This is a genomic window from Longimicrobium sp. (assembly GCF_048594345.1).
Classification (GTDB): Bacteria; Gemmatimonadota; Gemmatimonadetes; order Longimicrobiales; family Longimicrobiaceae; genus Longimicrobium.
Map to the genome: position 1 here is coordinate 1 of NZ_JBMDXM010000164.1, position 26,209 is coordinate 26,209.

Here is a 26,209-nt window from a genome sequence, read left to right on the forward strand (position 1 = left end):
CCCCCACAACCCCGGGCACTCTCCCCCATCCTCCCGCGGCTACGCTTTCCCGCATGCGGCCCCCCGGGTCCCCGGGGCCCCCGCTTCGTTCTTCGGAGTGGAGTGCGAGAGTACGAAAGTACGAAGGTACGAAGGTACGGAGGATGGAAACGGTGGCGCGCTTCGGCGGGGGGCCCTCACCCGCTCGCTTAGGCTCGCACCCTCTCCCGCAAGCGGGAGAGGGTATAAACGTCGATCTCGCCTGGGAGATGGTGGTGCGGATTCTCCCTGCCCCACGCAGCTCGTAGGGGAGGGACGGGGAGGCTGCCCACCATCCCGCGCCCCAATCCGACGAACCGCCACCGGCCCGTGCCGTGTATCCCCCCTCCCGCGCTGTTTGCGGGAGGGGGTGGCGCGCTCTCAGGCGCCGCCGGGGGAGGGTCCCCGGGGGCCGCGCGGGCGGCGGCGCTGTATGTTGTCGGCGCCGGGGCAGAATCCCGATCATCATCCCATCCTTCCATCGATTGGCCCACATGCGCGACGACGCGGGAAACGAGGTGCTGCTGGGGCTGGGCGCCAACGAGGGCGAACCCGTGGCGCAGCTGGCGGCGGCGGTGCAGGCACTGTCGGCGGTGGTGCGGATCGGCGGCGTGTCGTCGGTGTGGCGCTCGGAGCCGGTGGGGTTCGCGGAGCAGGCGGACTTCTACAACGTGGTCGTCCGCGGATGGACGGGGCTGGAGCCGCCGGCGCTGCTGGCGGCGGCGCAGGGGGTGGAGGCGGCGCTGGGGCGGCGGCGCAGCTTTGCCAACGCCCCGCGGACGATGGACGTGGACCTGCTGGCGTATGGAGAGCGGGTGATGCGGACGGCGGAACTTACCCTGCCGCACCCCCGGCTGCACCTGCGTGGCTTTGTGCTGTATCCGCTGGTGGAAGTGGCTCCGGAGTGGACGCATCCCGTGCTGCTGCGCACGGCGCGGGAGTTGCTTTCTTCGGCGGACGCGCTGGAGCGCGTCGAGCGGGTGGGCGCGCTTCCCGGGTCCGGGGCCCCGCTTGCCCCGGCGCGTCCTCCCGGCTAAGCTCTTCCTCGGGCGGAACGCGCGTTCCCTTTCGCGACGCCGCATGCCCCGTTCCGCAGACTTCACCGTTGGCGTAGAAGAGGAATACCAGCTCGTCGACGCGCGCACGGGCGAGCTGCGCAGCCGCGCCCGCTACGTGATCGCCGGCGACTGGGCCGACGAGCTCAAGCCGGAGATGCAGGAGCACACGGTGGAGGTGGAAACCGGCGTGTGCGAGGGCACCGACTGCGTGCGCGAGGACCTGGCCCGGCTGCGCTTTACGGCGGCCGTGGCGGCGGAGGCGCAGGGGCTGCGCATCGTGGCGGCGGGGACGCACCCGTTCAGCCCGGCCGAGGGGCACGTCTTCAACCCCGCGCCCGTGTACCAGGAGCTGCGCGAGGAGTACCGGCGGCTGGCCGAGTCGCAGGCCATCTTCGGGATGCACGTGCACGTGGGCGTGCCCAAGGGCGTCGACCGCGCGCGGACGTCGAACTGTGTTCGGCTGCACCTGCCGCTGCTGCTGGCGCTCTCCGCCGCGTCGCCGTACTTCGGCGGGCGGGACACGGGGCACGCGTCGTACCGGTCCATCCTCTGGCGCCGCTGGCCGCGCACGGGCGCTCCGCCGCGCTTTGCGGACGACGCGGAGTTCGCGGCGCTGGTCAGGTGGCTGGTGGAATCCGAGCGCATCGACGCGCCGGGGCGGCTGTACTGGGAGATGCGCCCGCACCACGTGTACCCCACCCTGGAGGCGCGCATCTCCGACTGCACTCCGCGGCTGGAGGATGCGGTGGCCATCGCGGCGCTGCTGCGGGCAATCGTGGCGGGGGCGGTGGAGGGGGTGCTGCGCGATTCGCCGCTCCCCGACCCGTTCGTGCAGACGCTGCTGAGCGACAACGGGTGGCGCGCCAGCCGCTACGGCACGCAGGCGGTGTTCGCCGACGTGGAGAGCGCCGAGCCGCGGACGATCAGCGCGGCGGCGTGGGTGGAGCGGCTGGGCGAGCGGCTGGAGGGCGTGGCGGCGGCGCTGGGCGACGGCGCGGAGCTGGCGGCGCTGGGGCGGGTGATGGAGCGCGGGTGCGCGGCGGACGCCATCCGCCTGCACGCGGACGAGATGGACGGCGACCTGGGGCGGGTTGCCTTGTGGCTGGCGGACGAGACGGTGGTGGGCGCGGGAATGGACCGCCGCGCGGCGCAACGATTACAGGAACCGGTATGAGCACGCCCCACAGAGTCAAGGTTTCGCTCCCCGAAGGCAACTCGCGCAGCTACGAGGTGCTGGTTGGCCTGGGGCTGTTCTCCAACATCGCCAGCATCCTGTCGCGCTTCTGTCCCGCGCACCGCTACGCCGTGGTCACCGACGACCACGTGGCCGAGCTGTACGCGGTACGCCTGTCGCGCATGCTGCACGGGGCCGGGTACCGCACGGACGTCTTTGCCTTTACCAGCGGCGAGGAGCAGAAAAACCGCGAAACGTGGGCGCTGGTGAGCGACGCCATGCTCGAGGCCGGCTGCGGGCGCGACACCGCGCTGGTGGCCTTTGGCGGCGGGGTGCCCGGCGACCTGGGCGGCTTTGTGGCCGCCACGTACATGCGCGGCCTGCCCTTCGTGCAGGTGCCCACGTCGCTGCTGGCGATGATCGACGCCTCCGTGGGGGGCAAGACCGGGGTGGATACGCCCGCGGGAAAGAACCTGGTGGGCGCGTTTCACCAGCCGCACTGCGTGGTGATCGATCCGGAGCTGCTGCAGACGCTTCCCGAGGCGCACCTGCGCGCCGGCCTGGCCGAGGCGGTAAAGCACGGCGCCATCGCCGACGCGGAGTACCTGCAGTGGATCGAGCAGAACGCCGAGTCGCTGCTGGCGGGCGATCCGCAGGCCCTGGCGCGGCTCATCGTCCGCTCGGTAGAGATCAAGGCCGAGATCGTGGCGCGCGACGAAAAGGAGAGCGGCCCGCGCAAGCTGCTGAACTTTGGCCACACCATCGCCCACGCGGTGGAGGCGGTGAGCGGGTACGCCATGCTGCACGGCGAGGCGGTGGCGGTGGGGATGGTGGAGGAGGCGCGCATCGGCGAGAAGTCCGGCGTGACCGTCACCGGGACGGCCGCGCGGCTGCGCAAGCTGCTCACCCGCCTGGGCCTGCCCACCTCGCTCCCCCTGGGTTACGCGGCGGACGAGGTGGTCGGCTGGACGCGCACGGACAAAAAGGCGCGCAACGGCCGCGTGGAGTACGCGCTCATCCAGGACATCGGCACGCCGCTGATGGGCAAGGAAGGCCGCTGGGGGCATGCCGTGGCGGACGAGACGGTGGTGGAGGTGCTGGCGGGGGCGGGGCGGTCGTAGGGGTGAACGGGAGGGGGCGCCGCGACCCTCGGGCACTCTCCCCCGACGGGCCTTTTGCTCGTTCCTCGCAACGGCCGTCGACCCCTCCCCCAACTTCGGGGGAGGGGTCGCCGCGAGCCGCGAGGAACGAGCGGCGAAGTCGGCGGGGGAGAGGGGTTCCTGCGGAAACGCCTCACCCCATCACCCGTTCACCCGTTCACCCGTTCACCCCAAGCGGCGCGGGGCGGAACGCGTTATCTTCATCGGCCGGCCAGGGGACACGCCCCGGGCCGGCTTTTCTCGCAATCGTACGCTGGTGGCGGAAGCAGACAAGCGGCGGCACGCGCCGCGGCACCGGGTGGAATACGCGCTGGCCCGCACGCTGGAAGGCGCGGTGGCCTCGCTCCCCGAGGGGATGGCGGACGCGTTCGGGCGCAGGCTGGGCGCGGCGGTCCATCGGCTGGGCATCCGCCGCTCTACGGTGGAGGCGAACCTGCGCCTGGCCTTTCCGGATGCCACCGACGCGTGGCGCGACGACGTCACCCGGCGCGCGTACGAGCACCTGGGGCGCGAGGCGGCGGCCATGCTGCGGCTGGCCACGCTCAATCCACAGGCCGTCATCGACCGAACGGTGACGCGCGGGTGGGACGAGATGGAGGGGGCGCTGGCGGAGGGCAAGGGCTGCATCCTGGTGACCGGCCACTACGGCAACTGGGAGATCGCGGCGGCCGCGGTGGCTTCGCGCGGCGTCCCCATCTCGGCCATCGTGCGCCGCCAGGGAAACCTGCTGGTAGACCAGCGGCTGGACGACACCCGCCGCCGCCTGGGGGTGGAGACCATCACCCAGCGCGACGCACCCCGCGCCGTGCCCCGCGCCCTGCGCAAGAACGGCGTCGTGGGCATCGTGGCCGACCAGGACGCGCGCAAGGCGGGGATCTTCGTCCCCTTCTTTGGCGTGCCGGCGTCCACGCACCGCGGGCCGGCGCTGTTCGCCCTGCGCTTCGACGCGCCGGTGTTCGCCTGCGTGGCGCGGCGGCTGCCAGGGCCGGGGGTGCGCTACGAGGTGTCGGGGACGCGCGTTCCCGTGCCGCGCACGGGCGACCTGGAGGCCGACATCGCCACGCTCACGGCGGAGTTGGCGGCGCGGCTGGAGGCGTCGGTGCGAGAGGCGCCGGAGCAGTACTTCTGGTTCCATCGGCGCTGGAAGAGCAAGCCCCGAGGGGAACCGGACGCGGAGACATCGGGTATCCCCATGGCTGGTGGCGCGGGGGAGGACGACGCGGAACAGGACGATCTGTGATCTACATCTGCATCCCGGCGCTGAACGAGGCGCCGACGGTTGGGGTCCTGCTCTGGCGGATTCGCCAGGTGATGACGGAGTTCCGCCGCGACTTTCACCTCATCGTGCTGGACGACGGCTCCTCGGATGCAACTTCCGAGGTGCTGGCGCCGTACGCCCGCGTGCTGCCGCTCACCCTGCTGCGCAACGAGCGCCCGCACGGGTACGCCGCCGCGCTGGAGCAGGTGCTGCGCGAGGCGGTCGCCCGCTCCACCCATCCCAAGCGCGACACCGTCGTCGTCATGCAGGCCGACTTTACCGAGCCGCCGGACGAGATCCCCGCGCTGGTGAAGAAGCTGGAAGGCGGTGCGGACGTCGTCGGATCGACGATGGCGACGGTGCAGGGCGAGGTGACGCGCGGGATGCGCTGGTCGCGCCGGGGGCTTCCCTGGCTGCTGTCGCGCGCCGCGCTGCCGTCCGAGGGCGGCGATCCCTTTCTGGGCTTTCGCGCGTACCGCGTGCAGGTGATCCGGCGCGCGCTGCAGGACCAGGAAGGGAAGCCTCTGCTCACGCGCCAGGGATGGGCCGCCAACGCCGAACTGCTGCTGCGCGTGGCGCCGCACGCCCGTCGCGCGGACCAGGCGCCGGTAGAGATCCGCTACACCCGGCGCGAGCGCGAAACGCGCTTTGACGCGTGGGCGGCGCTGCGGGAAACGTGGGAGCTGGCCAAGCGGGCCCCCCGGCGCGGCCTGGCGCTGGCGAAGCGGTCCGAAACCGTGGCTCAGCCCTCCCAGCCGCAGGCCCCTGAAGCCGCCGCGGGGCCGTCCGACGAGGGACGCCCGCCGCGGAGAAGACGAAAGCGAGGAAATCGTGAAGGACATATCCAGGATCGTACGGAGGGGCCGGACGGCGCTGGCGATTAGCGCCGCGGCGCTGGTCGCGGGGACCGCGCAGGCGGAGGCGCCGGCGCGCGCGGCCGGGCCAGTGTATACGGAAGCCACGGCGCAGCGGGTGCCGTTTCGCGCAGGCGAGTCGGCCACCTACCAGGTGCGGCTGGCCGGGCTGCCGATCGGCCGGGGAAGCCTGAGCGTGACCGGGCTGCAGACGGTGCGCGGGCAGCAGGTGTTTCACACGGTGATGACGCTGCAGGGCGGCAACGCGCTGGTGCGGGTAAACGACCGGTTCGAGTCGTGGATCGACACGGACGGGCTGTTCTCGCGCCGGTTTCACCAGAACCAGCACGAGGCGCGCTTTCGCCGCAACCGCACGTACGACTTCTTTCCGGAGGAGCGCACGTTCCGGCGCGAGAACGGGACGACCGGCACGCTGCCCACCAACCAGCCGCTGGACGACCTGTCGTTCATCTACTTTGCTCGCACACTGCCGCTGGACCCGGGGGCCACGTACTCGCTGCCGCGCTACTACAAGGCCGACGGCAACCCGGTGGTGCTCCAGGTGCTGCGCCGCGAGACCATCGAGGTGCCGGCGGGGCGCTTTCGCACCATCGTCGTGCGCCCGGTCATCCGCACGGACGGCATGTTCAGCGAGGGTGGCCGCGCGGAAGTGTTCTTTTCCGACGACGAGCACCGCATCCCCGTGCTCATCCGCACGCGCGGCATTCCGCGCATCGGATCGCTGACCATGCAGCTGCGCACCTTTCGCCCCGGCACCTGAGCGCCGCGCGGCGGGTACGACCAATCTGGAGGGCGCGGAGCCACGTCTCCGCGCCCTCCCTTCGTTGCCGTCACGCCGCACCCGGCGGAGACGTCATCATCGCGAGATTTCCGTTGCCGGAGCTTTCCACCGGCGGCGGATCCTGATAAAGCGAGGCAGTCTGATGGGATGGATGAAGATGGGGCGGCGGACGCTCACGCTGGCGGTGGTGGTGGCGGCGTTCGCCTCGCCCGCGGCGGAGGCCCAGCGCCTGCCGTTCGCGCCCGGCGAGCACGCGGAATACCAGGTAAAGCTCGGCCCCGTCACGGCGGGGAGCGCCACGCTTTCCGTCACCGGGGTGGAGACACTGCAGGGGCAGCAGACGCTCCACACGAGGATGACGCTGCGGGGCGGCACGCCGTTCTATCGCATCGACGACCGCTACGAATCGTGGATCGATACGGACGGGCTGTTTTCGCGGCGCTTTCACCAGAACCTTCGCGAGGGCGGCTACCGGCGCAACCGCACGTACGACTTCAATCCCGAGCGGCGCACCTTTCGCCGCGAGAACGGCGAGACGGGGACGCTGCCTACCGGCGAGCCGCTGGACGACCTGTCGTTTCTGTACTTCGCGCGCACGCTGCCGCTGGAGGTGGGCGCCACGTACCGCCTGCCGCGCTACTTCAAGGCGGACGGCAACCCGGTGATTCTCCAGGTGCTGCGGCGCGAGACGATCCGGGTCCCCGCGGGCCAGTTCCGCGCGATCGTGGTGCGTCCCATCATCCGCACGGACGGCCTGTTCAGCGAGCAGGGACGCGCCGAGGTGTACTTTTCCGACGACCAGTACCGCATCCCGGTGTTCATCCGCACGGACGCCAGCAAGCTCCCCGCGACCATCACCATGCGCCTGCGCTCGTTTCGGCCGGGCGCCTGATCTCACGCGTTTTCGTATCGTCCTGCCTCTACAGATTTAGTCTCACGCAGAGTTACCAGAGTTAGCAGAGTTCCTTGATCCACCTACTCTGCTAACTCTGGTAACTCTGCGTGAAACCAATCTTTTGGTGGATGAGGATCGTGGCGGACGTGGCGCGCGGGAGAGAGAAGGCGCATCTTCGGAGGATCGGCATCCACTCTCCTCCGGCGACGACGCGGCGATGGAAGACGGCATCGACAACCAGGGCGGGTCCGCGGCGGGGCAGATCCCCGAGGCGGACCTTTCGCGTGTGCGCACGGTGCCGGTGGGCGGGCGGCCCAACAAGGTGCTGGCGGAGCACTTCGCCGCGCCGCCACCGATGGATGCGGAGGCGCGGACGTTCAACGCGTTCGTGCGCTCGCTGCCGCACGTGCTGCAGGCGGAAAGCTTTCTGGCGGTGGTGGATGCCATCGCCTCCGCCGTCGAGCGGCGGCGGACGGTGCTGTGGATGCTGGGCGGGCACGTCGTCAAGACGGGGCTGGGGCCGGTGCTGATCGACCTGGTGCGGCGCGGCGCCATCACGCACCTGGCATCGAACGGCTCGGCGGGTGTGCACGACTACGAGATGGCGCGCTGGGGCGGAACCAGCGAGGACGTGGAGGCGGGGCTGGCGGACGGCTCGTTCGGCATGGCGGACGAGACGGGGCGCGACATGAACGGCGCCTTTACGCGCGGCATGCGCGAGGGATGGGGGATGGGCGAGTCGCTGGCCCGCGACCTGGACGGGCGCGATGATCTGGCCTATCCCGATCTTTCGCTGCTGCTGCAGTCGTACCGGCTGGGCGTGCAGTACACGCTGCACCCGGCGCTGGGCGCGGAGATCATCCACCAGCACCCCGCCGCCGACGGCGCCGCCATCGGCGACACGGGGCATCGCGACTTTCGCCGCCTCTCCGCCGCGCTGGCGGGGCTGGACGACGGTGGCGTGGTGGTGAACGTGGGATCGGCGGTGGTGATGCCCGAGGTGTTTCTCAAGGCGCTGACGGTCGCGCGCAACCTGCACGGCGGCGCGCCGCGCGGGTTCACGGCGTGTGACCTGGACATGAACCGCCACTACCGCCCGCGCGTGAACGTGGTGGAGCGACCCACCCGCTCCGGCGGCGGACGAGGCTTCTCCCTCACCGGCCACCACGAGATCATGGTGCCGCTGCTGGCCTGGGCCATCGCCGAGCGGTTGGACGGTTCGGTGGGCGCGGAGTGATGATCGCATACGCGCCTTCCGCAAACCACGTTCGACCGGATGTGGCGTCGTATGAACAGGGGTGCTCACCCCGTTCTCTTGTGCTGCCATTCGTGTTGATACGGCGCCATTGACGGGGGAGGCATCTCCGTCTATATTACTTCTGCCCGAACGCTACGAACTGCCCGCCTCCCGCGGGAGGAAGGGGCCTGTAGCGACAGGGTAGGTTCGCTCGGGACGTGTCTGCCACCTTCCTACGGGAAGGAACGGCCCACGCCCTCCCGGGGCTGCGTCGCAGATGACGTAGCCCCGGTTTTTCGTTCCACCTTTTCCCACGTTCCTATGAGCGCGTCGACCGGCGGATTGGTTTCGAGTGGAAGCGAGCGGCTGCCTCGCCTCGACCTGTATGTGGATCTGCCGAACGTCGAACGGGAACTCAAACGCCTCAACCTGCCCCACAAGCTGGATTGGGGAAGGATCGGCAAGAGTGTCGCGGCCCGTGTTGCTGGAGCGCCTTACCATCTTCAGCGCGTGAACTGCTTCGCCTCAACCACCCGCTACGATCCTCGTACCGGCAAAGGCCGGCCTGAAGGCTGGTACAACAAGCTGGTCGAGTTGCCATCCGTGCAGGTGCGGTGGGGCCATCGGCTCCGGTTTCCGGACGTACGAGGCGCCGCGTCAGCCGATCACGGAGTGGAAAAGCTCGGACGCGAGAAGGGTGTCGACGTTGCGCTGGCGTCTACGATGGTCGAACGGGCGTGCACGAGCCGCTTCGATGTCGCTTTGCTCATTTCCAACGATACGGACTTTGCGACGGTCGCCTGGCAGATGCGGCGGCTGGGCAAGCGCGTGCTGTGGGGACATCTGGAGACACAGCGTGACAACCGGTATCTGCCCTACGCCTGCGAGCGTGCATGCCTGCTCAGCGTCCCGTTCTTTCGTGAGCACGAATTGAAGACCAGTCAGGACCGGGAAGCGCGGTCCAGGTCTGAGTGATCCACAGAAGCGGGCTCACGTGCAGCCGCGGAGGAAAGAGAGAAGGACGCGGATGAAGGCCGGCTGTGGCCTCCGTGCCCTCTCCTCATTCCTCCGCGGCTCCTCAGTCCATCCGCTCGAGGAGGGCGACGGGGAAGGTGGCAAAGACGTCCGTCAGGTCCAGGCCGTGCTTGCCGGGGCGCAGCTCTTCGCCCGTCAGGGCGTTGCGGTAGCGGCCGGCGAGGTCGTCGGGGAGCGGGAGGTGGGTGCCCTTCCAGTCCGCGGCTTGGGGGAGCGCGAAATCGCGGTCGCGGGTGAGCGTGGCCACCAGCCGCGGGACCACGACGATCACCGCGGCGCCTTCGCCCGTGCGCGCGAAGGAGACGGCGTGCTCCGCGCGGGCTCCCTCCGCCACCAGCGGGACGTAGGCGCCGCCGGTAAAGGCGGCGGGGAACGCCATCCGCAGCCGCAGCGCCGTCTGCACCACGTGCAGCTTGACGCGCCCGTCCTCCCATCCATCCACCATCTCCCCCGCCGCCTCCGCAAGCCCCACTTCGCCCCGGCGCGTCTCGATCGAGCGCATCAGCTCCCCGCGAAGCGCGTAGTCCACGGGGCGGCGGTTGTCGGGATCCACCAGCGAAAAATCCCAGGCCTCCTGCCCCTGGTAGATGTCGGGCACGCCGGGGGAGGCGATCTTCACCAGCGTCTGGGCGAGCGAGTTGACCATCCCCAGCCGCGAAATCATGCGCTGGAAAGGGAGAAAGTCATCCATGAACGCGCTCTCGCCGTCCGCCAGGATGTCTTTGATGAACCCGCCCAGCCCCTTGTCGTACGCGGGGTTGGGGTTGAGCCAGCTGGTGTGGCGCTTGGCCTCGCGCGTGGCCTTTTCCATGTACGCCTGCACGCGGCCCGTAAAGTCCTGCCGCCCCTGGTCGTCCAGCTCGCCAAAGGGCCAGGCGCCCACCAGCGACTGGTAGAGCAGGTACTCGTCGTTCGCGTCGGGCACGGGGCGCTGGCCGTCCTTGCGCACCTTGGCCGCGTTGAAGCCAGCCCAGGCGTTCACCCGCTCCGACCAGAACTCGGGGATCTCGGACAGGACGTTGATGCGGGCGCGCACGTCCTCGCTGCGCTTGGTGTCGTGCGTGCTGCTGCTGGAAAGGGCGTGCGGCCACTGTTCCGCGCGCTCCAGGTTGAAGGCGTGGAACTCCTCGGGGTCGATGCCAAAGCGGTCCGGCTCGCCGCCCACCTCGTTGAGCGAAACCAGGCGGTTGTAGACGTAGAAGGTGGTATCCTCCACCCCCTTGGCCATCACCGGCCCGGTGAGCTGCTGAAACTTCATCACGAAGCGCGCGTGCTGGCTGCGCGACCGCGCGTCCAGCGAATCGGGCCACTCCAGCAGCAGCGTGTCGCGCACGAAGTCGAAGATGGCGCCGCTGGTGGTGCGGTTGTGCTCCTTGGCCTTTTCGACCGCCTGGTGCACCCAGGCGCGGTCGCGGTCGGTGACCACCCCGGGGACGGCTTCGATGTAGGTGCGGTAGACGGGAAAGCAGGCGATCACCTCGCGCAGGGCGTCGCGCAGGCTGCCCCAGGTGAAGTCGCGGGAGCGGCGGTTGCGCTCGCTGATGCGGTCCAGCAGCGTGGTGAGCACCGTAAGCTCGCTTACCAGCGACGAGCGCAGGATGAGCCGCTTCTTCTCGTAGACCAGGTTCTCGAAGTCGTCGTCGAAGCCGGTGAACGCGCGGTAGATGGCATCCATCTTCCCCTCGTTGGCCGGCGCCACGAACAGGCCGTTGACCCGGTTCAGGAACTCGTATCCCACCGTCCCCGCCACCGGCCACTCGGCGGGGAGCGGCTCGTCGCCGGTGAGGATCTTCTCGACCAGCACGTAAAAGTCCTCGGTGCGCTCCAGTCCCATCGTCATCCGCTGCAGCGTAACCAGGTAGTCGCGCGGGTCGAACAGGCCGTCGGGGTGGTCGATGCGCAGGCCGGTGACCTTGCCCTCGCGGACCAGGCTGAGGATGTGGTCGTGCGTGGCCTGGAACACCTGCGGCCGCTCCACGCGCACGCCGGCCAGGTCGTTCACGTCAAAAAAGCGCCGGTAGTTGATCTCTTCGGCCGCCACGCGCCAGTACGCCAGCCGGTACGCCTGGTCGTTGAGCAGCGCGTCCAGCCGGTCAAACGAGTGCGGCTCGCCCGGGGTGCCGTTGTATTCGGCTACGGCGGCGTTTACGGCGCCGCGCACGGCCTCGGAGCGGTACACCAGGTCGCGCAGCCGCCGGCGCGTGACGATGCGCTCGCGCTGGCGCTCGGCGCGGCTCTGGGCGTCGCGCGCGCGCCGCGGGGGAAGCCGCCGCAGCGCCGCGGCGATGGACGCCAGCTCCATCCGCTCCGGATCGTTGGACCGAAGGGTCAGCTTCTCGATCGCCAGCTCCAGGACGGCGGCGGTGGAGCGGGGGTTGGCGGGAAAGACGTTCTCGTAGTATTCGATGCGGAACTGGCCCGCCTCGTACACCAGGTTCAGCTCGCCGCCTTCCAGCACCCGGCCGTACTGGTCGCCCAGCACGGGAAGCAGCACCTTGCCGCACAGCTCGGGGTTGCGCGGGTTCCAGTCGATGTCGAAGTAGCCAGCGTAGGGCGACGAGGGGCCGTTTTCAAGCACGCTCATCCACCAGCGGTTGCGCCGTCCCCGGGCCCCCATGGCAATGCCCATGTGGTTGGGGACGATGTCCAGCATCTGGCCCAGTCCGTGCTCACGCAGCGCCGCCGACATGCGCGCATGGTCGTGCTCCGTGCCGATCTCCGGGTTCAGGCGCGCGTGGTCCACGATGTCGTAGCCGTGAACGCTTCCGGGCCGCGCCTGCAGGTACGGCGACGCATACAGGTCGCTGATCCCCAGCTGGGCCAGGTAAGGCACCAGCTCGGTGGCGTCCTTGAAGGTAAAGCCGGCGTTGAACTGAAAGCGGTACGTGGCCGAAGGAATGCGGCGCCGGGGCGCCGCGCCGGCCGGGTCCGAAGGATTCACGTTGGTGATTGCCGTCCAGGGTAGTGCGCGCGGCCGGTTCCGCCGCGGGTCGGCGGCGCGGGGGAGCAAGAAGCGGGCACGTGCGGGGATAGGGGACGCGAGCGCGCTCCGGGAGGGCTCGGAGTGGGCCTGCTCTGCTTCGGACGGGGGTGGGCGCGAGGGCAGCGCCCCCTCCGCTCGCTCAGGCTCGCACCTCCCCCAAAAAAGACTGGGGGAGGTTGGGTAAGGCAGGTTTCGGAGTGCTTCGGAGGCGGTGGCGCGAGAGGGTGGGCGCCCCCCTCGCCGGCCCTCCCCCACAAACTGCGTGGGGGGGGGGAGGTGCGACGCCCCTTCCGAAGCCCGGACTAAGTTCTCCCCTAGCCTGGAGTAACGACGGGGGTGGGGCCGGGGGAGGGGCACCGCGGACGCAACTGGATCCCTGCCGCACATCGACATCGTCATCCTTCGCCACGGCGGCGAACCACGGCATAGCCACAGACCGAGACGGAGCAGGATGGACCAGCACGATCCCAACCACCCGGGCGCGGGCGAGCCGCACCCCGGGGACGACCACGCGGCATCCGATCATCACCCTCACGCCGGGGACGATGCGTACGGCGGCGCCGCCACGCTCACGGACGATCCGGAGAACGGCGCATCCGCGGGCGCGGAGGAGGACTTCAGCGACGCGGCGGAGGGCACGCTGGCCGGCGCGCCCGACGGGATCGAGCGGCGCAGGGAGAGGCGGCCGCCGCTGCCGTTCGGGTGGAGCAACCGCGGCCAGGCGGGGCAGCGGCCCACCCCGCCGGAGCAGCACGTTCCCGGATTTCTGGAGACGGCCACCACGGCGTGGCCCGGCAGGCCGTACCCGCTGGGCGCCACCTTCGACGGCAAGGGCACCAACTTCGCCATCTACTCCGAGGTGGCGTGGGAGGTGGAGCTGTGCGTGTTCGACGCCCCCGGTGACGAGCAGCCCTCGCGCACCTACCGCCTGCGCGAGCGCACGGCGTACGTGTGGCACGGCTACGTGGAGGGGCTGGGCCCCGGCACCTTTTACGGCTACCGCATCAACGGCCCGTACGAGCCGGCCCGGGGGCTGCGCTGCAATCCCTTCAAGCTGCTCATCGACCCTTACGCGCGGGCGCTGGCCGGCCCCATCCAGTGGGAATCGCACCCGTTCGCCTACCCGTTCGACCAGCCGGGCGAGGACTGGGTGCTGGACGACACCGACGACGCCTGGGGCGTGCCCAAGGGCGTGGTGGTGGCCGACGACGGCTTTGACTGGCAGGGCGACCAGCCGCCCGACATCCCCTGGCACGAGACGGTGATCTACGAGGCGCACGTCAAGGGGCTGACGATGCTGCACCCGGACGTCCCCGAGGATATCCGCGGCACCTACGCGGCGGTGGCCCACCCCGCCATCCTCGAGCACCTGAAGTCGCTGGGGGTGACGGCCATCGAGCTGCTTCCCGTGCACGAGATCGTGGACGACTACTTTCTGGTGCAGAAGGGGCTGCGCAACTACTGGGGATACAACACCATCGGCTACTTTGCCCCCGCGGGGCGCTACGCGTCGGTGCGCGACTACGGCGCGCAGGTTCGGGAGTTCAAGGAGATGGTGCGGGCGCTGCACGCGGCGGGGATCGAGGTGATCCTGGACGTGGTGTACAACCACACGGCGGAGGGCAACCACATGGGGCCCACGCTGAGCTTCAAGGGGATCGACAACCGCACGTACTACCGCATGGTGCAGGGTGACCCGCGGTTCTACATGGACTACACGGGGACCGGCAACTCGCTCAACATGGTGCATCCCCAGGCGCTGCAGCTGGTAATGGACAGCCTGCGCTACTGGGTTCAGGAGATGCACGTGGACGGATTTCGCTTTGACCTGGCGTCCACGCTGGCCCGCGAGCTTCACGAGGTGGACCAGCTGTCGGCGTTCTTCGACGTCATTCACCAGGACCCCGTCATCAGCAAGGTCAAGCTGATCGCCGAGCCGTGGGACGTGGGCGAGGGCGGCTACCAGGTGGGCAACTTTCCCGTGCTGTGGGCGGAGTGGAACGGCCGCTACCGCGACACGGTGCGCGCCTACTGGCGTGGGGACGCGGGCACGCTGGGCGAGCTGGGCTTTCGCCTGACGGGGAGCAGCGACCTGTACGAGAACGACGGCCGCAAGCCGCACGCGAGCGTGAACTTTGTGGTGGCGCACGACGGCTTTACCCTGCACGACCTGGTGAGCTACAACCACAAGCACAACGAAGCCAACGGCGAGAACAATCAGGACGGCGACAACAACAACCACTCGTACAACTTTGGCGTGGAGGGGCCGACGGACCGGCAGGACATCGTCCGCTCGCGCGAGCGCCAGAAGCGCAACCTGATCACCACGCTGCTCCTTTCCCAGGGCGTGCCCATGATCGCGCACGGCGACGAGATGGGACGCACGCAGCACGGCAACAACAACGCGTACGCGCAGGACAACGAGCTGGCCTGGGTGCACTGGGACCTGGGCGAGCGCGACCGCGAGATGCTGGAGTTCACCCGCCGGGTGGCGCGGCTGCGGCGCGAGCACCCCACCTTTCGCCGCCGCAAGTTCTTTCGCGGGCGCGAGATCCGCGGCAGCGACGTGCGCGACCTGGTGTGGCTTAGCCCGGACGGCACGGAGATGACGGACGAGGAGTGGAACAGCGGCTACGTGCGCTGCTTCGGGATGGCGATGGGCGGCGAGGCCATGGAGGAGTGGAGCGAGCAGGGCCAGCAGATCCGCGACGCCAACTTCCTTCTCCTCTTCAACGCCGACGGCGGCGCTATGGACTTTACGCTGCCGGACTTTGGCCGGTCGTGCGGGTGGTGCGTGATGCTGGACACGGCCAGGCCCGAGCAGCCGGAGCGGCACGTCTGCCTTCCCGATGGGCAGACGGTGACGCTGGAGGGGCGGTCGATGATGGTGCTGATCGAGGACCGCGAGGGCGTGTCCGGGAACCGTGGAGGGGCGGGGGCGTGAGGGGGACGAATGGATGGCGCCTGCCGTTTGGCGCCAACGTCGTGGACGACGGAGTGCGGTTCCGCGTGTGGGCGCCGGCCAGCCGCGCGGTGGACGTGGTGGTGTACGGCCCCGACGCCGAGCGGGTGCACCCGCTGGCGGCGGAGGAGGACGGCTGGTTCTGCGCCACGGTGCCCGGGCTGGGCGCCGGCGCGCGCTACAAGTACCGGCTGGACGAGGGCGACGCCTTTCCCGACCCCGCCTCGCGCAGCCAGCCGGATGGCGTGCACGATCCGTCGGAAGTGGCCGATCCCTCGTTCCCGTGGACGGACGACGGATGGCGCGGCGTTCCGGCGGATGACCTGGTCATCTACGAGCTGCACGTGGGGACGGCGACGGATGAGGGGACGTTCGACGCGCTGATCGGGCGGCTGGACGAGATTGCCGCACTGGGCGCCACGGCGGTGGAGCCGATGCCGATCGCGGAGTTTCCCGGGGCGCGCAACTGGGGCTACGACGGCGTGTTTCTCTACGCCGCGGAATCCTCGTACGGCGGCGCGGATGCGTTCCGGCGCTTTGTGGACGCGGCGCACGCGCGGGGGCTGGCGGTAATCCTGGACGTGGTCTACAACCACCTGGGCCCGGAAGGGAACTACCTGCACGCCATGACCGGCGGCCGGTACTTCACCGACAGGCACTGCACGCCCTGGGGCGACGCAATCGACTACGCGCGCAAGCCGGTGCGCGAGTTCGCCATCCAGAACGCGCTGTACTGGGCGCACGAGTACCACGTGGACGGCCTGCGGATGGACGCCACGCACGCCATCCTGGACGACTCGGAGATCCACCTTCTGCGGGAGCTGGGGAGCCGCGTCCGCGAGTCACTGCCTGCGGACCGGCACTTTGTGCTGATCGCGGAGGACGAGCGCAACGAGCGGCGGGTGCTGCTACCGCCGCCGGAAGGGTGCGGGCTGGACGGCCTGTGGGCGGACGATCTCCATCACCAGCTGCGCCGCCACACGGCGGGGGACCACGAGGCGTACTTCAGCGACTACACCGGGTCGGCGGAAGACATCGTGCGCACGCTGCGGCAGGGGTGGTTCTACGAGGGCCAGGTTTCCGAGAACCACGGCAAGCCGCGCGGCACCCCGGCGGAAGGGCTGCCGCCCCGCGCCTTTGTGCACTGCATCCAGAACCATGACCAGGTGGGCAACCGCGCGTTTGGCGACCGGCTGACGGAGGACATTGGCTTGGACGTCTACCGCGCCGCGAGCGCGCTGCTGCTGCTGTCTCCGTACACGCCGCTGCTGTGGATGGGGCAGGAGTGGGCGGCCACCACACCGTTCCAGTACTTTACCGACCACCCGGAGGAGCTGGGAAGGCTGGTGACGGAGGGGCGGCGCAAGGAGTTCGGCAAGTTCAGCGCGTTCGCCGACCCCGCCGTCCGCGAGCGCATCCCCGATCCGCAGGCCGCGTCGACGTTCGAGCGTTCGCGCATCCGCTGGCACGAGGCGGAGCGGATGCCGCACGCCGGCGTCCTCGCGCTCTACCGCGAGCTGCTGCGCCTGCGCCGCACGCACCCCGCGCTGCGCCGCCGCGACCGCGAGGGGTTTGCCGTGGCGGCGCTGGGCGAGCATGGCATCGCGCTCCGCCGCACCGGTGCTGACGGCGGCGCGATCCTGCTGGTCGTCTCGCTGCGGGGGCCGCTTTCGGTGGATCTGCGCGCGATGGAGGAAACCCGCGCGCCGGCGGACCGCTGGGAGCTGCTGCTCTCCAGCGAGGAGGCACGCTTCGGCGGCGAGGCGAAGGGCGAGCTGGTGCGGCTGTCGCCGGACGGGCGGTTGGAGATGGACGGGGCCGGGGCGGTGGTGCTGGAGGGGGCGGGGCGGGTGCTGGTGTAGGGACGGATCGCGGGCGCCGGAACGTTGGGGCGAGGCGCCGCGGTTGTGTTGTGGGCCGCAGGGCATCCTCCATCGTGCGTCGCGCGCCGCCGGTTCCCCGCGCTAAAGCCCGGGGCTATGAAGTCCATAAGCCCCGCCCTGTGCTCGCGGAGCTCGCCCGGCGGGGCTTCACCTGCTCGTGTCTTCGACGTCCATCGCGCGTGGGGAGTCAGGCGTGGGATTACCATCCATGCGCAGTGAACCTTGCCTGACAACCGACCCCTCCCCCGAAGTTGGGGAGGGGTCGACCGCCGTTGCGAGGAACGAGCAAAAGGCCGGTCGGGGGAGAGGGTCCCCGGGGGTCGCGCTCTACTCCGCACAGGAAACAACCCGCGCCGGCACGGAAGCGCGTCGCGGGTATTCGCGACGTTTATACCCTCTCCCGCTTGCGGGAGAGGGTGCGAGCCTAAGCGAGCGGGTGAGGGTCCCACCCGTCGCGGCTAAACTCCGCTGCGCCGTACAGAATGCAGGCTTGGCCGCCCATGAGCAGCGCCTGCACGCCGTGCACCTGCATCGTAGAAAGGACTTTGGGAATCGGACTCAGGCTCAAGCCGGCCTCCCAGCAGTCGGAAGGTGCTCCAGAGGCGCATGCTTTCCGTCCAGCGCTCCTGCGGGCTCATCCGATACCATTCCAGAACCTCTGGGTCTACGCAGGACTCGATCGCGGGAGACCGCATGGGCCGATCCGCGGAAACGGGCGTGGCTTTCATCCAGACTCCTCCGCTGGTAATCCCCATCAACATAATGCGCGGACACGGCGGATGAAAACCGCGGCTCTGTCGGGCCGCCGTGCAGCCGTGGAATGAGCCTCCTATCCTGAACAAACCTTTGATGCGGGGCTGCCGGTTGCGTGGGACTGGAACCTGCATGGGCGCGGGCCCCGCACAGGGCTGTTCAGGACACGGACTTCAGACGGCAGAGCGATCGCATGGACCAGCAGCAGACCAAGACCCGCGGCGTGGCCGACATCGTCTTTCTGATCGACGTGTCGGGAAGCATGGAACCCGCCATCGACGCCCTCAAGGCCAACATCGGCACCTTTGTGGACTCGCTGAACAAGGGCGAGGGCAACAACATCTCGCCCGTGCGCGACTGGCGCGCCAAGGCGGTGGGCTTTCGCGACTTTGACCACGACGCCGAGCCCTTCATCGACAACCCGTTCGTCAACGACACCGAGGCCCTGCGCGCCCAGCTGGCCGGGCTGCGCGCCGAGGGGGGCGAGGACGAGCCGGAGTCGCTGCTGGACGCGCTGTTCAAGGTGGCCAACATGGGGCAGACGGAGAAGGGCGCGACGGCCCACGATCCCGGCAGGTGGCGCTACCGCAGCGACGCGGCGCGGGTGGTGGTGGTGTTCACCGACGCCTCGTTCAAGCCCGCGATGAGCATTCCCGAGGCCAAGGGCGGCGGCGTGGCCGACGTGACCAACGCCATCATCAACAACCGCATCATCCTCAGCCTGTTCGCGCCCGACATGCCGGGCTACGACGAGCTTAGCCAGATCGACAAGAGCGAGTGGGAGGCCATCTCCTACCCGGGTCTCAACCCGCAGGAGGCGCTGGTCAAGTTCACCGGCGACCAGGCCAACTTCAAGAACACCCTGCGGCAGCTTGCCGCCAGCGTTTCCAAGAGCGCGGAGACGGTGGCGCTGTAGCGCGCGCACCCCACGGACGGCGGATCATCGCGAATGGCGAAAAAGCTCAAGGCGGGCGACGAGATCAACGGCTACACCATCACGGACGTGTTTGGACCGGGCGCCATGGCCATCAGCTACGAGGCCCGGAGCCCGTCCGGACAGCGGGTGTTCTTCAAGCAGTACAAGTCGCCGGCGGTGACGGTGGACTGGTACAGCGGGTTCGTGCGCTACCAGCGGGAGCTGAACCGGCGCATCGCGGACAGCCCCGCGCGCAACTACTGCGTGCGGGCCATCCACGCGTTCGAAGCCATCTGGGGCGGCCGCAGCTACTTCCAGGCGATCGAGCTCGTGGAGAACGGGGCCGACCTGGGCGGCATCTTCGAGGACGAGGCGGCGGCCAACGGCGGACGCGCGCCGCAGCCCCCGTTCGACGCGAAGATGTGGGACCGGCACGTGATCTGGGCCAAAGTGCTGATGTCGGGGATCAACACGCTGCACAACGCAAAGATCGCCCACGCGGACCTCAAGCCCGACAACGCGTTCCTCATCGAGGATCCGTCCATCGCGGCCGGCTACCAGCTCAAGCTGATCGACGTGGACTTTTCGGTGCTCACGGACGAGCAGGCGCCCTGGCACGGGCACATGGGCTACGTGGGCAGCGACAACTACCGCTCGCCGGAGCACTTTACGGCGGGCGCCACGCCGGGTGCGGCGTCGGACGTGTTCACCTGCGGGCTGATGCTGTACCAGCTGCTGGCGGGGCAGCACCCGTACTGGTCCGACGACCAGGGCGAGTACGCCCAAAAGGTGCTGGCGTACAGCGCCACGCCGCCGGTGCTGGGGGGGACGATGCCGGCGCCCGCCAGCAACGAGGCGGTGTCGGCGATCCTGTACGCCTGCCTGAACCCGCGTCCCGAGCTGCGGCCCACGGCGGCGCAGGTGCGCGACGTGCTGACCGGCCGCGGCGCTTCGGCGCCCGCGGTGGTGACGAGCGCCGCTCCGGCGGCACCCGCACCGCCGGCCGCCGCCGCGCCTCCGCGTCCCCCGTCGCCTGCGCCCGCGGCCCCGGCTGCGCCGCCGGTGTCCGAGGCGCCCGCTGCTCCGCCGCCGCCGCCGCCGGCTCCAGTCGAGCCCACGCCGGTGGAGGCCGCGCCGGTTGAAGTAGCCTCGGCTCCGGCCGCGCCGGCGGAGGGTGGGCCGCTGGTTACGGATCGCATCCAGCTGGTGGGCGAGTCGGGCCACGTGCTGACGCTGGGCGTGCGGACGCCGCTGGGCAAAAACCTCGTCCGGCAGTTTGGCGAGGACGCGAACGTGTGGGATTCGGAGCAGCTGGTGATGGAGCGCGGCGCGGACGGGGCGTGGCAGGTGGTGCCGGGCGCGGCCACGACCAACGAGACGCTGCTGAACGGCGCGGCCATCACCACGCCGCAGGTGGTCAGCGCCGGCGACGTGATTGCCGTGGGCCGCGCGGCAAAGGGGATCGCAAAGCTTCCGCTTACCGTGCGTCCTGGCTGACGGCGCGCGGGAGCGGAATTTCGGTTTTGAGGGGCGGTCCGGTGCGGGCCGCCGTTGAAGGAGGGCGCGATGATCCACACCGCGCCGACAGGGCCGGGACCGTGGGTGGAGGATGAACCGTGACGGAAAGCCAGAACGAATCCGGAGCCGGCACGCCGCAAAAGCCGGAGGAAACCGAGGCGGATAGCGCCGGGCTGCCCCCCGGGCCGCCGTCGTCCACGCCGGGCGGCGAGACGGGTACGCCGGGCGCCGTTCCCGCGCCCGAGGCCGCCCCGCTCGCCGACCCGTCCAGCCCCGCGCGCCAGGCCGGCGCCGGTGACGGCGTGCGCACCGGCGGCGGCCCGGACTCCTCGTCCGGCGTAGCAGAGGTGGCGGGAGGCGGTGATGCATCCGGCGCCGGTGGATCGACGGGCACGGCTGACGCTTCGGGCGCCGGTGAATCGAGTGGATCATCCGACGCGTCCAGCACGGGCGGAGCGGCCGATGCGGCCCCGAGCGGCGGGTCGGAAGCCTCCGCGCAGCCGGACGCGGCGGACGGTGGGGCGAGCGGCGCCACCGGCGTGGGCGGATCGGGGGATACGTCCACGGCCTCCGGATACGGCGGATCGACCGGCGGCGCGGACGTTTCCGGTGCGGGCGGATCGACCGGCATATCCGACGCTTCCGGCGCGGGCGGATCCACCGGCACGTCCGACGCTTCCAGCGAGAGCGGAGCGTCAGGTACGACGGCGGCCTCTGGATACGGCGGCTCTACCGGCGACGCGGACGTTTCCGGTGAGGGTGCATCAACCGGCACGTCCGACGCTTCCGGCGCGGTCGGAGCGTCGGATACGACGGCGGCCTCCGGATACGGGGGATCGACGGGCGGCGCGGACGTTTCCGGTGAGGGCGGATCCACCGGCACGTCCGACGCTTCCGGCGCGGGCGGAGCGTCGGATACGACGGCGGCCTCTGGATACGGCGGCTCGACCGGCGGCGCGGACGTTTCCGGTGAGGGCGGATCCACCGGCACGTCCGACGCTTCCGGGACGGGCGGAGCGTCGGATACGACGGCGGCCTCCAGATACGGTGGTTCGACGGGTGGCGGCGACACGTCCGGGGCGGGTGGCGCGTCGGACACGAGCGCGGCCTCCGGATACGGTGGATCGACGGGCGGCGCGGATCCTTCCGCAACCGGCGGCACTTCCAGCACCGACGCGTCCGGCGCTGGCGGTTCGGCCGGCCCGACCGACGGTTCCGGGACGGGCGGATCGACGGGGAGCGACGCCGCGGCTGCTGGAGCCGCCACGCCGGATGCAGGGGCGGCTTCGGGAGGATCGGATCCGTCGATGGCGTCGGATGAGCGGGCGGGCGGATACGGCGGATCGATGCCGGTGAATGAGAGCACCGCGCCGGCGGATACGAGCGCGACGGCCAGCGGGACGGACGCAGCCACGTCGTCCGATGCTGACGCGGCGAGCGGCCCGAGCGGCGCGTCCGCATCCACCGATGCTGGCGCGGCGAGCGGGACGGATGCGTCCGCATCGACCGATGCCGGAGCGACGGCGGATGCGGGCACGGGCACCGGCGAGACGCCCGCGACGGTCGATGCCGACACGGGTGCGGATGCGACGCTCGAATCCCCGCCGTCGGCCGGTGCTGCGCCGGATGCCGGCGCGGCGTCGGCGGATGCTGGCGCGGCTTCGGCGGATGCGGGGGCTTCGGCGGGGGCTGTCGCGGATACGGCGATCGCGATGGACGCCGGCGGCAGCACTCCGCCTGCTGATTCCGCTTCGGTGACGGAGACGGCGTCGGCGGGGACGACGGAGTCCACCGCGGCGGGAGCGGCGGCGGCAGGTCCGGCGGATGCGGGAGCGGCGGCGCCCACGGCGGGCGGGCCGCTGACCTCGGATCGCATTCAGCTGGTGGGCGAATCCGGGCAGACGCTGAGCCTGGGGGTGCGCACGCCGCTGGGCAAGCACATCGTCCGCCAGTTTGGCGACGACGCGAACGTGTGGGACACGGAGCAGCTCGTCATCGAGCGCGGGGCGGACGGCGGCTGGCAGATTGTGCCGGGTGCGGGCACCACGAATGAGACGCTGCTGAACGGCGCACCCGTGACCGGGCCCCAGCCGCTGCACGAGGGCGACGTGATCGCCGTGGGACGCGCCGAAAAGGGGATCTCGCGCCTGCCGCTGACCGTGCGCGGGGCCTGAGCGCGCGCATGGGGTGGAAGTGCCCGCAGTGCGGCGTGGTGCAGCAGAGCGACGCCGTGAACGTGTGCGAGGCGTGCGGCTTCGTTCGCTCGGCGGGCACGCTGGTGCTGGTGGCGGAGCAGACGGCGGGACGGCTGCAGGTGGGGGTGGATACCGCCATCGGCAAGGAGCTGCTGGAGACGTTCGCGGGCACGGACCACGTGTACGCGGCGGATCCGCAGTTTCTGCTGGCCCGCGACCCGGTGCTGGGCGGATGGAGCATCGCCCCGGCGCCGGGCACAAAGAATCCCACATTTCTCAACGGCGCGGCGCTGGCTGATGCACCCGCGCCGCTGCCACCAGGCGCGGTGATCACCATCGGGCCCGACAAGCTGCGCCTGCGTGTGGAGAACGAGCCTTGAAGGACCGCCGTAAGAAATCGAAGTCCGCCCCGTCCAGGCCCGTCGAGCGCCCCGACGAAAAGGCGCCGCCCAGCCTGGACTGGGGCGCGCCCGCCGAAGCCTCGTCCGGCCCCGCTTCGCCGCCCGTGGACTCGGGCGCGCCGCCCGCGGAACCGACTGGCGCCGCCGCGATCATCGACAGTCTGGTGCCGCCTGATCATGTCGGTGCGTCCGCTGACGCACCGTCGTCGGACGCGGACGCATCCGTCGAAGGTCTCCCATCGGCCCAGTCCGCTGCGGTGACTCAGCCGGAGTTTGGCGCGGGTGTCGATCCATCGTCATCGACCCACATCCCCGCCGATGCCGACGGATCCGCATCCACCGAAACCGCTGACGTGGTTGATGGATCGGCATCCACCGAAACCGGTGCCGGAGTCGATGGATCCGCATCCACCGAAGCGGATGCGGGTGTGGATGCATCGGCATCGATCGAAACCGATGAGGGTGTCGATCGATCTGCATCGACCGAAGCGGCTGCAGGGCCGGGCGAGCCGCCGCCGCTGGATGAGCGGGGGGACGATGGATTGACTTCCACGCGATCTGAGGTTCCGCTGGAAGGAGCACCGGAGGCGGGGAAGGCGGCGCGCGACGGGCTTCCGCCGGAGCCGGAGCCTTCGGAGCCGCCGGGAACGGAGGGCGGCGTGCAGGTGGGCGCCGCGGCACCGGAAGGCGAGCCCGCGCCCGAGGAGGCGGCCGCCGCGCCCGCCGAGCCAGCGGCGGAGGTGTCGTCGGGATCGGCGGAGGTGCCGTACCTGAACGTGCTGGAGGTGCGGGGGATGGACTGGCGGGCGGTGCGCGAGGCCGTCGCCAACCCGCCCAGCGGTGACCGCGCGGAGGGGATCATCGCGCGGATGGAGGAGCGGCTGGCCGGCGGCGGGCCGCTGGGGCTGGCGTTCGAGGAGTACGCGGCGGGCCCGGACGACCGCGCCATCGCCATCGGTGACCGCTGGCCGCTGAGCGAAGTGTGGTTCGTGGGCGACCTGCACGGCGACCTGCTGGCGCTGGAGGCGGCGCTGCAGCACATCGACCGCAGCGGCGGCGGGGCGGACGCGCGCATCGTGTTTCTGGGCGACCTGTTTGACGATGGCGTGCACGCGGCGGAGGTGGTGCTGCGCGTGTTCGAGCTGGCCTTGGATGGGCGCATGCGCATCACGGTGGTCACCGGCAACCACGACGAGGCGCTGGCGTTCGCGGACGGGCGCTTTCAATCCACCGTGCTTCCCTCGGACTTTACCGACTGGCTGAACGCCAACCCGGAGCACCCGTGGGCGGCGCGGCTGGGAAAGCTCATCATCCGCTTCTTTCAGCGCGCGCCGCGCGCGCTGTTCTTTCCCGACGGGCTGCTGGTGGCGCACGGCGGCATTCCGCACACGGACCTGCATCCGGACCTGGCGAAGACCGGCAACTTCAACGATCCGCGGGTGCTGCAGGACTTTGTCTGGCTGCGGGCCCACCCGCGCGCACGCAAGCGCATCCCCAACCGCACCACGCGCGGCAGCGAGTTTGGGCGGGAGGATTTCGCCGCGTTCTGCGCGCTGGCCACACAGCTGGGGCGGCCCGTGGAGCGGATGATCCGCGGCCATGACCACGTGGAAGAGCGGTTCGCCATCTATCCCGCGTGGGAGCGGCACCCGGCGCTCACCATCAACACCCTGTCGCACCGGCTGCCGCGCGAGGTGTTTGGCGACTACGAGCGGGTGCCGGTGGTGGCGCGCTGGGTGCGCGGCGAACTGCCCGAGGTGCGGCGGCTGTTCGTCCCCGCGGAGCTCATCCGCGAGGTGTATCCCGAGCCGGTGGCGGCGGAGGAGGGGGCGGGATGAAGCGCGTCATCGAGCGGTGCCCCAACTGCGGCGTGGAGCACGACGATCCCAAGGGTGGCGCGTGCGAGGTGTGCGGCACCACGCTGCGCTTCTGGTGCCGGGTGCACAGCAAGGACATCGGCTGGCTGGATTCGGCCACGTGCCCCCGTTGCGCCGCCGAGGCCGCGCGCCCCACGCCGCCGCCCCGCGCCCCCGCCGCGCCGCCGCCGCCGCGTCCGGCTCCGCCGCCACCGCGGCCCGCACCGGCACCGCCGGCGCGTCCGACGCCCGCGCCGCCGCTGCCGCCACGTCCGCGGCGCCCGGAGCCAGAGCCTCCGCCCGCGCACGCGGAGGATGAGGGGATCGTGTGGATCGAGGTGCCCCCAACGCGTCCGCCGCGCAGGACGCGGGCGCCGCCGCCGTGGGGCGGGCGCGATCCCGGCGCGGTGCTCCGCGAAGGCGCGGAGGACCTGGCGCCGTACGCGGAGGTGGGCGCCACCATGGCGGTGCGCATGGTGAGCGCGGTTTTCGCGCTGGTGAAGTCGGTGATCCTCTGGGGGCTGCTGGGGGCGCTGGCGGGGTTCTTTTTCCCGCAGTTCGCGGGCGAGATCGGCGCAAACCAGGATCCCATCTGGACCGCGATGGCGGGTGCGATGGTGGGCGGCGGGTTGGGCCTGTTCATCGGCACCATCCGCGCGACGCGCATCCTGTTCGCCCAGCGCCGCCCACCCGGCGGCTGATCGCCGGCGCCACGGCACGTCCGGCCGCGGCAAACGCGAGCGGCGTCTTCCCCCGGGAAGGCGCCGCTCGCGCATTTGAACCCCCCGGCGCGCGGCTGCGTAGTGCCGAGCGAGGGTCACTACGGTGCAATCTCCTCAACGGATCGCCAGTCATCCTGAGGGAGCGCCGCGCGAAACCGTAACCCACGACACCGTCTGCGCGCGACCGAAGGACCTTCTCTCCGCCACCGTGAGGCCAGATGCGGGGCATGAAACCAGCCCCACGCTTCTGCCGGCAAGGTCCTTCGGTCGGCGCCATGGATCCTGCAAACGGCAGTGCATCGCGCGGCGGCTCCCTCATAGGTGTTGAGAAACCTCAATTCTTCGTACAAAGCGCACAGTCATCCTGAGGGAGCGCCACGCGGAATCGTCAGGAACACAGAAGCTTGCGCGCGACCGAAGGACTTTCTCTCCGCCACCGTGAGGCCAGATGCGGGGCATGAAACCAGCCCCACGCTTCTGTCGGCAAGATCCTTCGGTCGGCGCCATGGATCCTACAAACGGCAGTGCA

Annotated in this window: 19 protein-coding genes; 17 read left to right on the plus strand and 2 right to left on the minus strand. The window is 70.5% G+C overall.

Going from position 1 to position 26,209, the window contains the following annotated elements; translation table 11 throughout:
* Positions 1 to 512: 512 nt before the first annotated feature.
* The 9 genes from folK to ACOJUJ_RS18045 all read left to right on the plus strand — a co-directional run bounded on the left by folK (position 513) and on the right by ACOJUJ_RS18045 (position 9,431).
* A complete protein-coding gene (gene folK, locus ACOJUJ_RS18005; RefSeq protein WP_420128294.1) occupies positions 513 to 1,055 on the plus strand; it encodes a 2-amino-4-hydroxy-6-hydroxymethyldihydropteridine diphosphokinase in 543 nt (180 codons plus the stop codon).
* A gap of 43 nt (positions 1,056 to 1,098) precedes the next feature.
* Positions 1,099 to 2,250 (plus strand): carboxylate-amine ligase, encoded by a 1,152-nt coding sequence (locus ACOJUJ_RS18010; RefSeq protein ID WP_420128295.1) that lies wholly within the window; start codon positions 1,099 to 1,101, stop codon positions 2,248 to 2,250.
* The gene (aroB, locus tag ACOJUJ_RS18015; protein ID WP_420128296.1) at positions 2,247 to 3,371 is read left to right on the plus strand and encodes a 3-dehydroquinate synthase; all 1,125 of its coding nucleotides are present in this window, start codon (positions 2,247 to 2,249) and stop codon (positions 3,369 to 3,371) included. The genes ACOJUJ_RS18010 and aroB overlap by 4 nt, the downstream gene beginning before the upstream one ends.
* Positions 3,372 to 3,666: 295 nt before the next feature.
* Positions 3,667 to 4,650, plus strand: coding sequence for a lysophospholipid acyltransferase family protein (locus ACOJUJ_RS18020; RefSeq protein WP_420128297.1), 984 nt, complete (start codon positions 3,667 to 3,669; stop codon positions 4,648 to 4,650).
* The gene (locus ACOJUJ_RS18025) at positions 4,647 to 5,552 is read left to right on the plus strand and encodes a glycosyltransferase family 2 protein (RefSeq protein WP_420128298.1); all 906 of its coding nucleotides are present in this window, start codon (positions 4,647 to 4,649) and stop codon (positions 5,550 to 5,552) included. Before ACOJUJ_RS18020 ends, ACOJUJ_RS18025 begins: the two co-directional genes overlap by 4 nt.
* Positions 5,500 to 6,303, plus strand: a complete 804-nt coding sequence (locus ACOJUJ_RS18030; RefSeq protein WP_420128299.1) for a DUF3108 domain-containing protein — start codon at positions 5,500 to 5,502, stop codon at positions 6,301 to 6,303. Before ACOJUJ_RS18025 ends, ACOJUJ_RS18030 begins: the two co-directional genes overlap by 53 nt.
* A gap of 163 nt (positions 6,304 to 6,466) precedes the next feature.
* Entirely contained in the window at positions 6,467 to 7,216 is a 750-nt protein-coding gene (locus tag ACOJUJ_RS18035) for a DUF3108 domain-containing protein (protein WP_420128300.1), read from the plus strand.
* A 220-nt stretch (positions 7,217 to 7,436) separates the two neighbouring features.
* On the plus strand, positions 7,437 to 8,456 hold the full coding sequence (locus tag ACOJUJ_RS18040) for a hypothetical protein (RefSeq protein WP_420128301.1): 1,020 nt from the start codon (positions 7,437 to 7,439) through the stop codon (positions 8,454 to 8,456).
* A 321-nt stretch (positions 8,457 to 8,777) separates the two neighbouring features.
* Positions 8,778 to 9,431, plus strand: coding sequence for an NYN domain-containing protein (locus tag ACOJUJ_RS18045; protein WP_420128302.1), 654 nt, complete (start codon positions 8,778 to 8,780; stop codon positions 9,429 to 9,431).
* Between the two features lie 103 nt (positions 9,432 to 9,534).
* Here the strand turns inward: ACOJUJ_RS18045 and treY are convergent, their stop codons facing one another.
* A complete protein-coding gene (gene treY / locus ACOJUJ_RS18050) occupies positions 9,535 to 12,432 on the minus strand; it encodes a malto-oligosyltrehalose synthase (RefSeq protein ID WP_420128303.1) in 2,898 nt (965 codons plus the stop codon).
* A 493-nt stretch (positions 12,433 to 12,925) separates the two neighbouring features.
* Between treY and glgX the strand changes: the two genes are divergently transcribed.
* The 4 genes from glgX (at position 12,926) to ACOJUJ_RS18070 (ending at position 20,485) form a co-directional block, all read left to right on the plus strand.
* The gene (gene glgX, locus ACOJUJ_RS18055; protein ID WP_420128304.1) at positions 12,926 to 15,418 is read left to right on the plus strand and encodes a glycogen debranching protein GlgX; all 2,493 of its coding nucleotides are present in this window, start codon (positions 12,926 to 12,928) and stop codon (positions 15,416 to 15,418) included.
* A complete protein-coding gene (treZ, locus tag ACOJUJ_RS18060; RefSeq protein ID WP_420128305.1) occupies positions 15,415 to 17,298 on the plus strand; it encodes a malto-oligosyltrehalose trehalohydrolase in 1,884 nt (627 codons plus the stop codon). Before glgX ends, treZ begins: the two co-directional genes overlap by 4 nt.
* A gap of 967 nt (positions 17,299 to 18,265) precedes the next feature.
* Positions 18,266 to 18,988, plus strand: coding sequence for a vWA domain-containing protein (locus tag ACOJUJ_RS18065; protein ID WP_420128306.1), 723 nt, complete (start codon positions 18,266 to 18,268; stop codon positions 18,986 to 18,988).
* Between the two features lie 33 nt (positions 18,989 to 19,021).
* Positions 19,022 to 20,485, plus strand: coding sequence for a protein kinase domain-containing protein (locus ACOJUJ_RS18070; protein WP_420128307.1), 1,464 nt, complete (start codon positions 19,022 to 19,024; stop codon positions 20,483 to 20,485).
* On the opposite strand, the gene ACOJUJ_RS18075 is transcribed toward ACOJUJ_RS18070, so the two are convergent.
* A complete protein-coding gene (locus ACOJUJ_RS18075) occupies positions 20,466 to 21,920 on the minus strand; it encodes a hypothetical protein (protein ID WP_420128308.1) in 1,455 nt (484 codons plus the stop codon). The genes ACOJUJ_RS18070 and ACOJUJ_RS18075 overlap by 20 nt on opposite strands.
* Between ACOJUJ_RS18075 and ACOJUJ_RS18080 the strand changes: the two genes are divergently transcribed.
* The 4 genes from ACOJUJ_RS18080 to ACOJUJ_RS18095 are packed head-to-tail and all read left to right on the plus strand — an operon-like array spanning position 21,859 to position 25,659.
* Positions 21,859 to 22,680: an FHA domain-containing protein gene (locus ACOJUJ_RS18080; protein WP_420128309.1), complete on the plus strand. Its 822-nt coding sequence runs from the start codon at positions 21,859 to 21,861 to the stop codon at positions 22,678 to 22,680. The genes ACOJUJ_RS18075 and ACOJUJ_RS18080 overlap by 62 nt on opposite strands.
* Before the next feature lie 8 nt (positions 22,681 to 22,688).
* Positions 22,689 to 23,081 (plus strand): hypothetical protein, encoded by a 393-nt coding sequence (locus ACOJUJ_RS18085; protein WP_420128310.1) that lies wholly within the window; start codon positions 22,689 to 22,691, stop codon positions 23,079 to 23,081.
* The gene (locus ACOJUJ_RS18090) at positions 23,078 to 24,940 is read left to right on the plus strand and encodes a metallophosphoesterase (RefSeq protein WP_420128311.1); all 1,863 of its coding nucleotides are present in this window, start codon (positions 23,078 to 23,080) and stop codon (positions 24,938 to 24,940) included. Before ACOJUJ_RS18085 ends, ACOJUJ_RS18090 begins: the two co-directional genes overlap by 4 nt.
* Complete coding sequence (locus ACOJUJ_RS18095; RefSeq protein ID WP_420128312.1) at positions 24,937 to 25,659, plus strand: hypothetical protein; 723 nt, start codon at positions 24,937 to 24,939, stop codon at positions 25,657 to 25,659. Before ACOJUJ_RS18090 ends, ACOJUJ_RS18095 begins: the two co-directional genes overlap by 4 nt.
* The last annotated feature ends 550 nt before the right edge of the window (positions 25,660 to 26,209 follow it).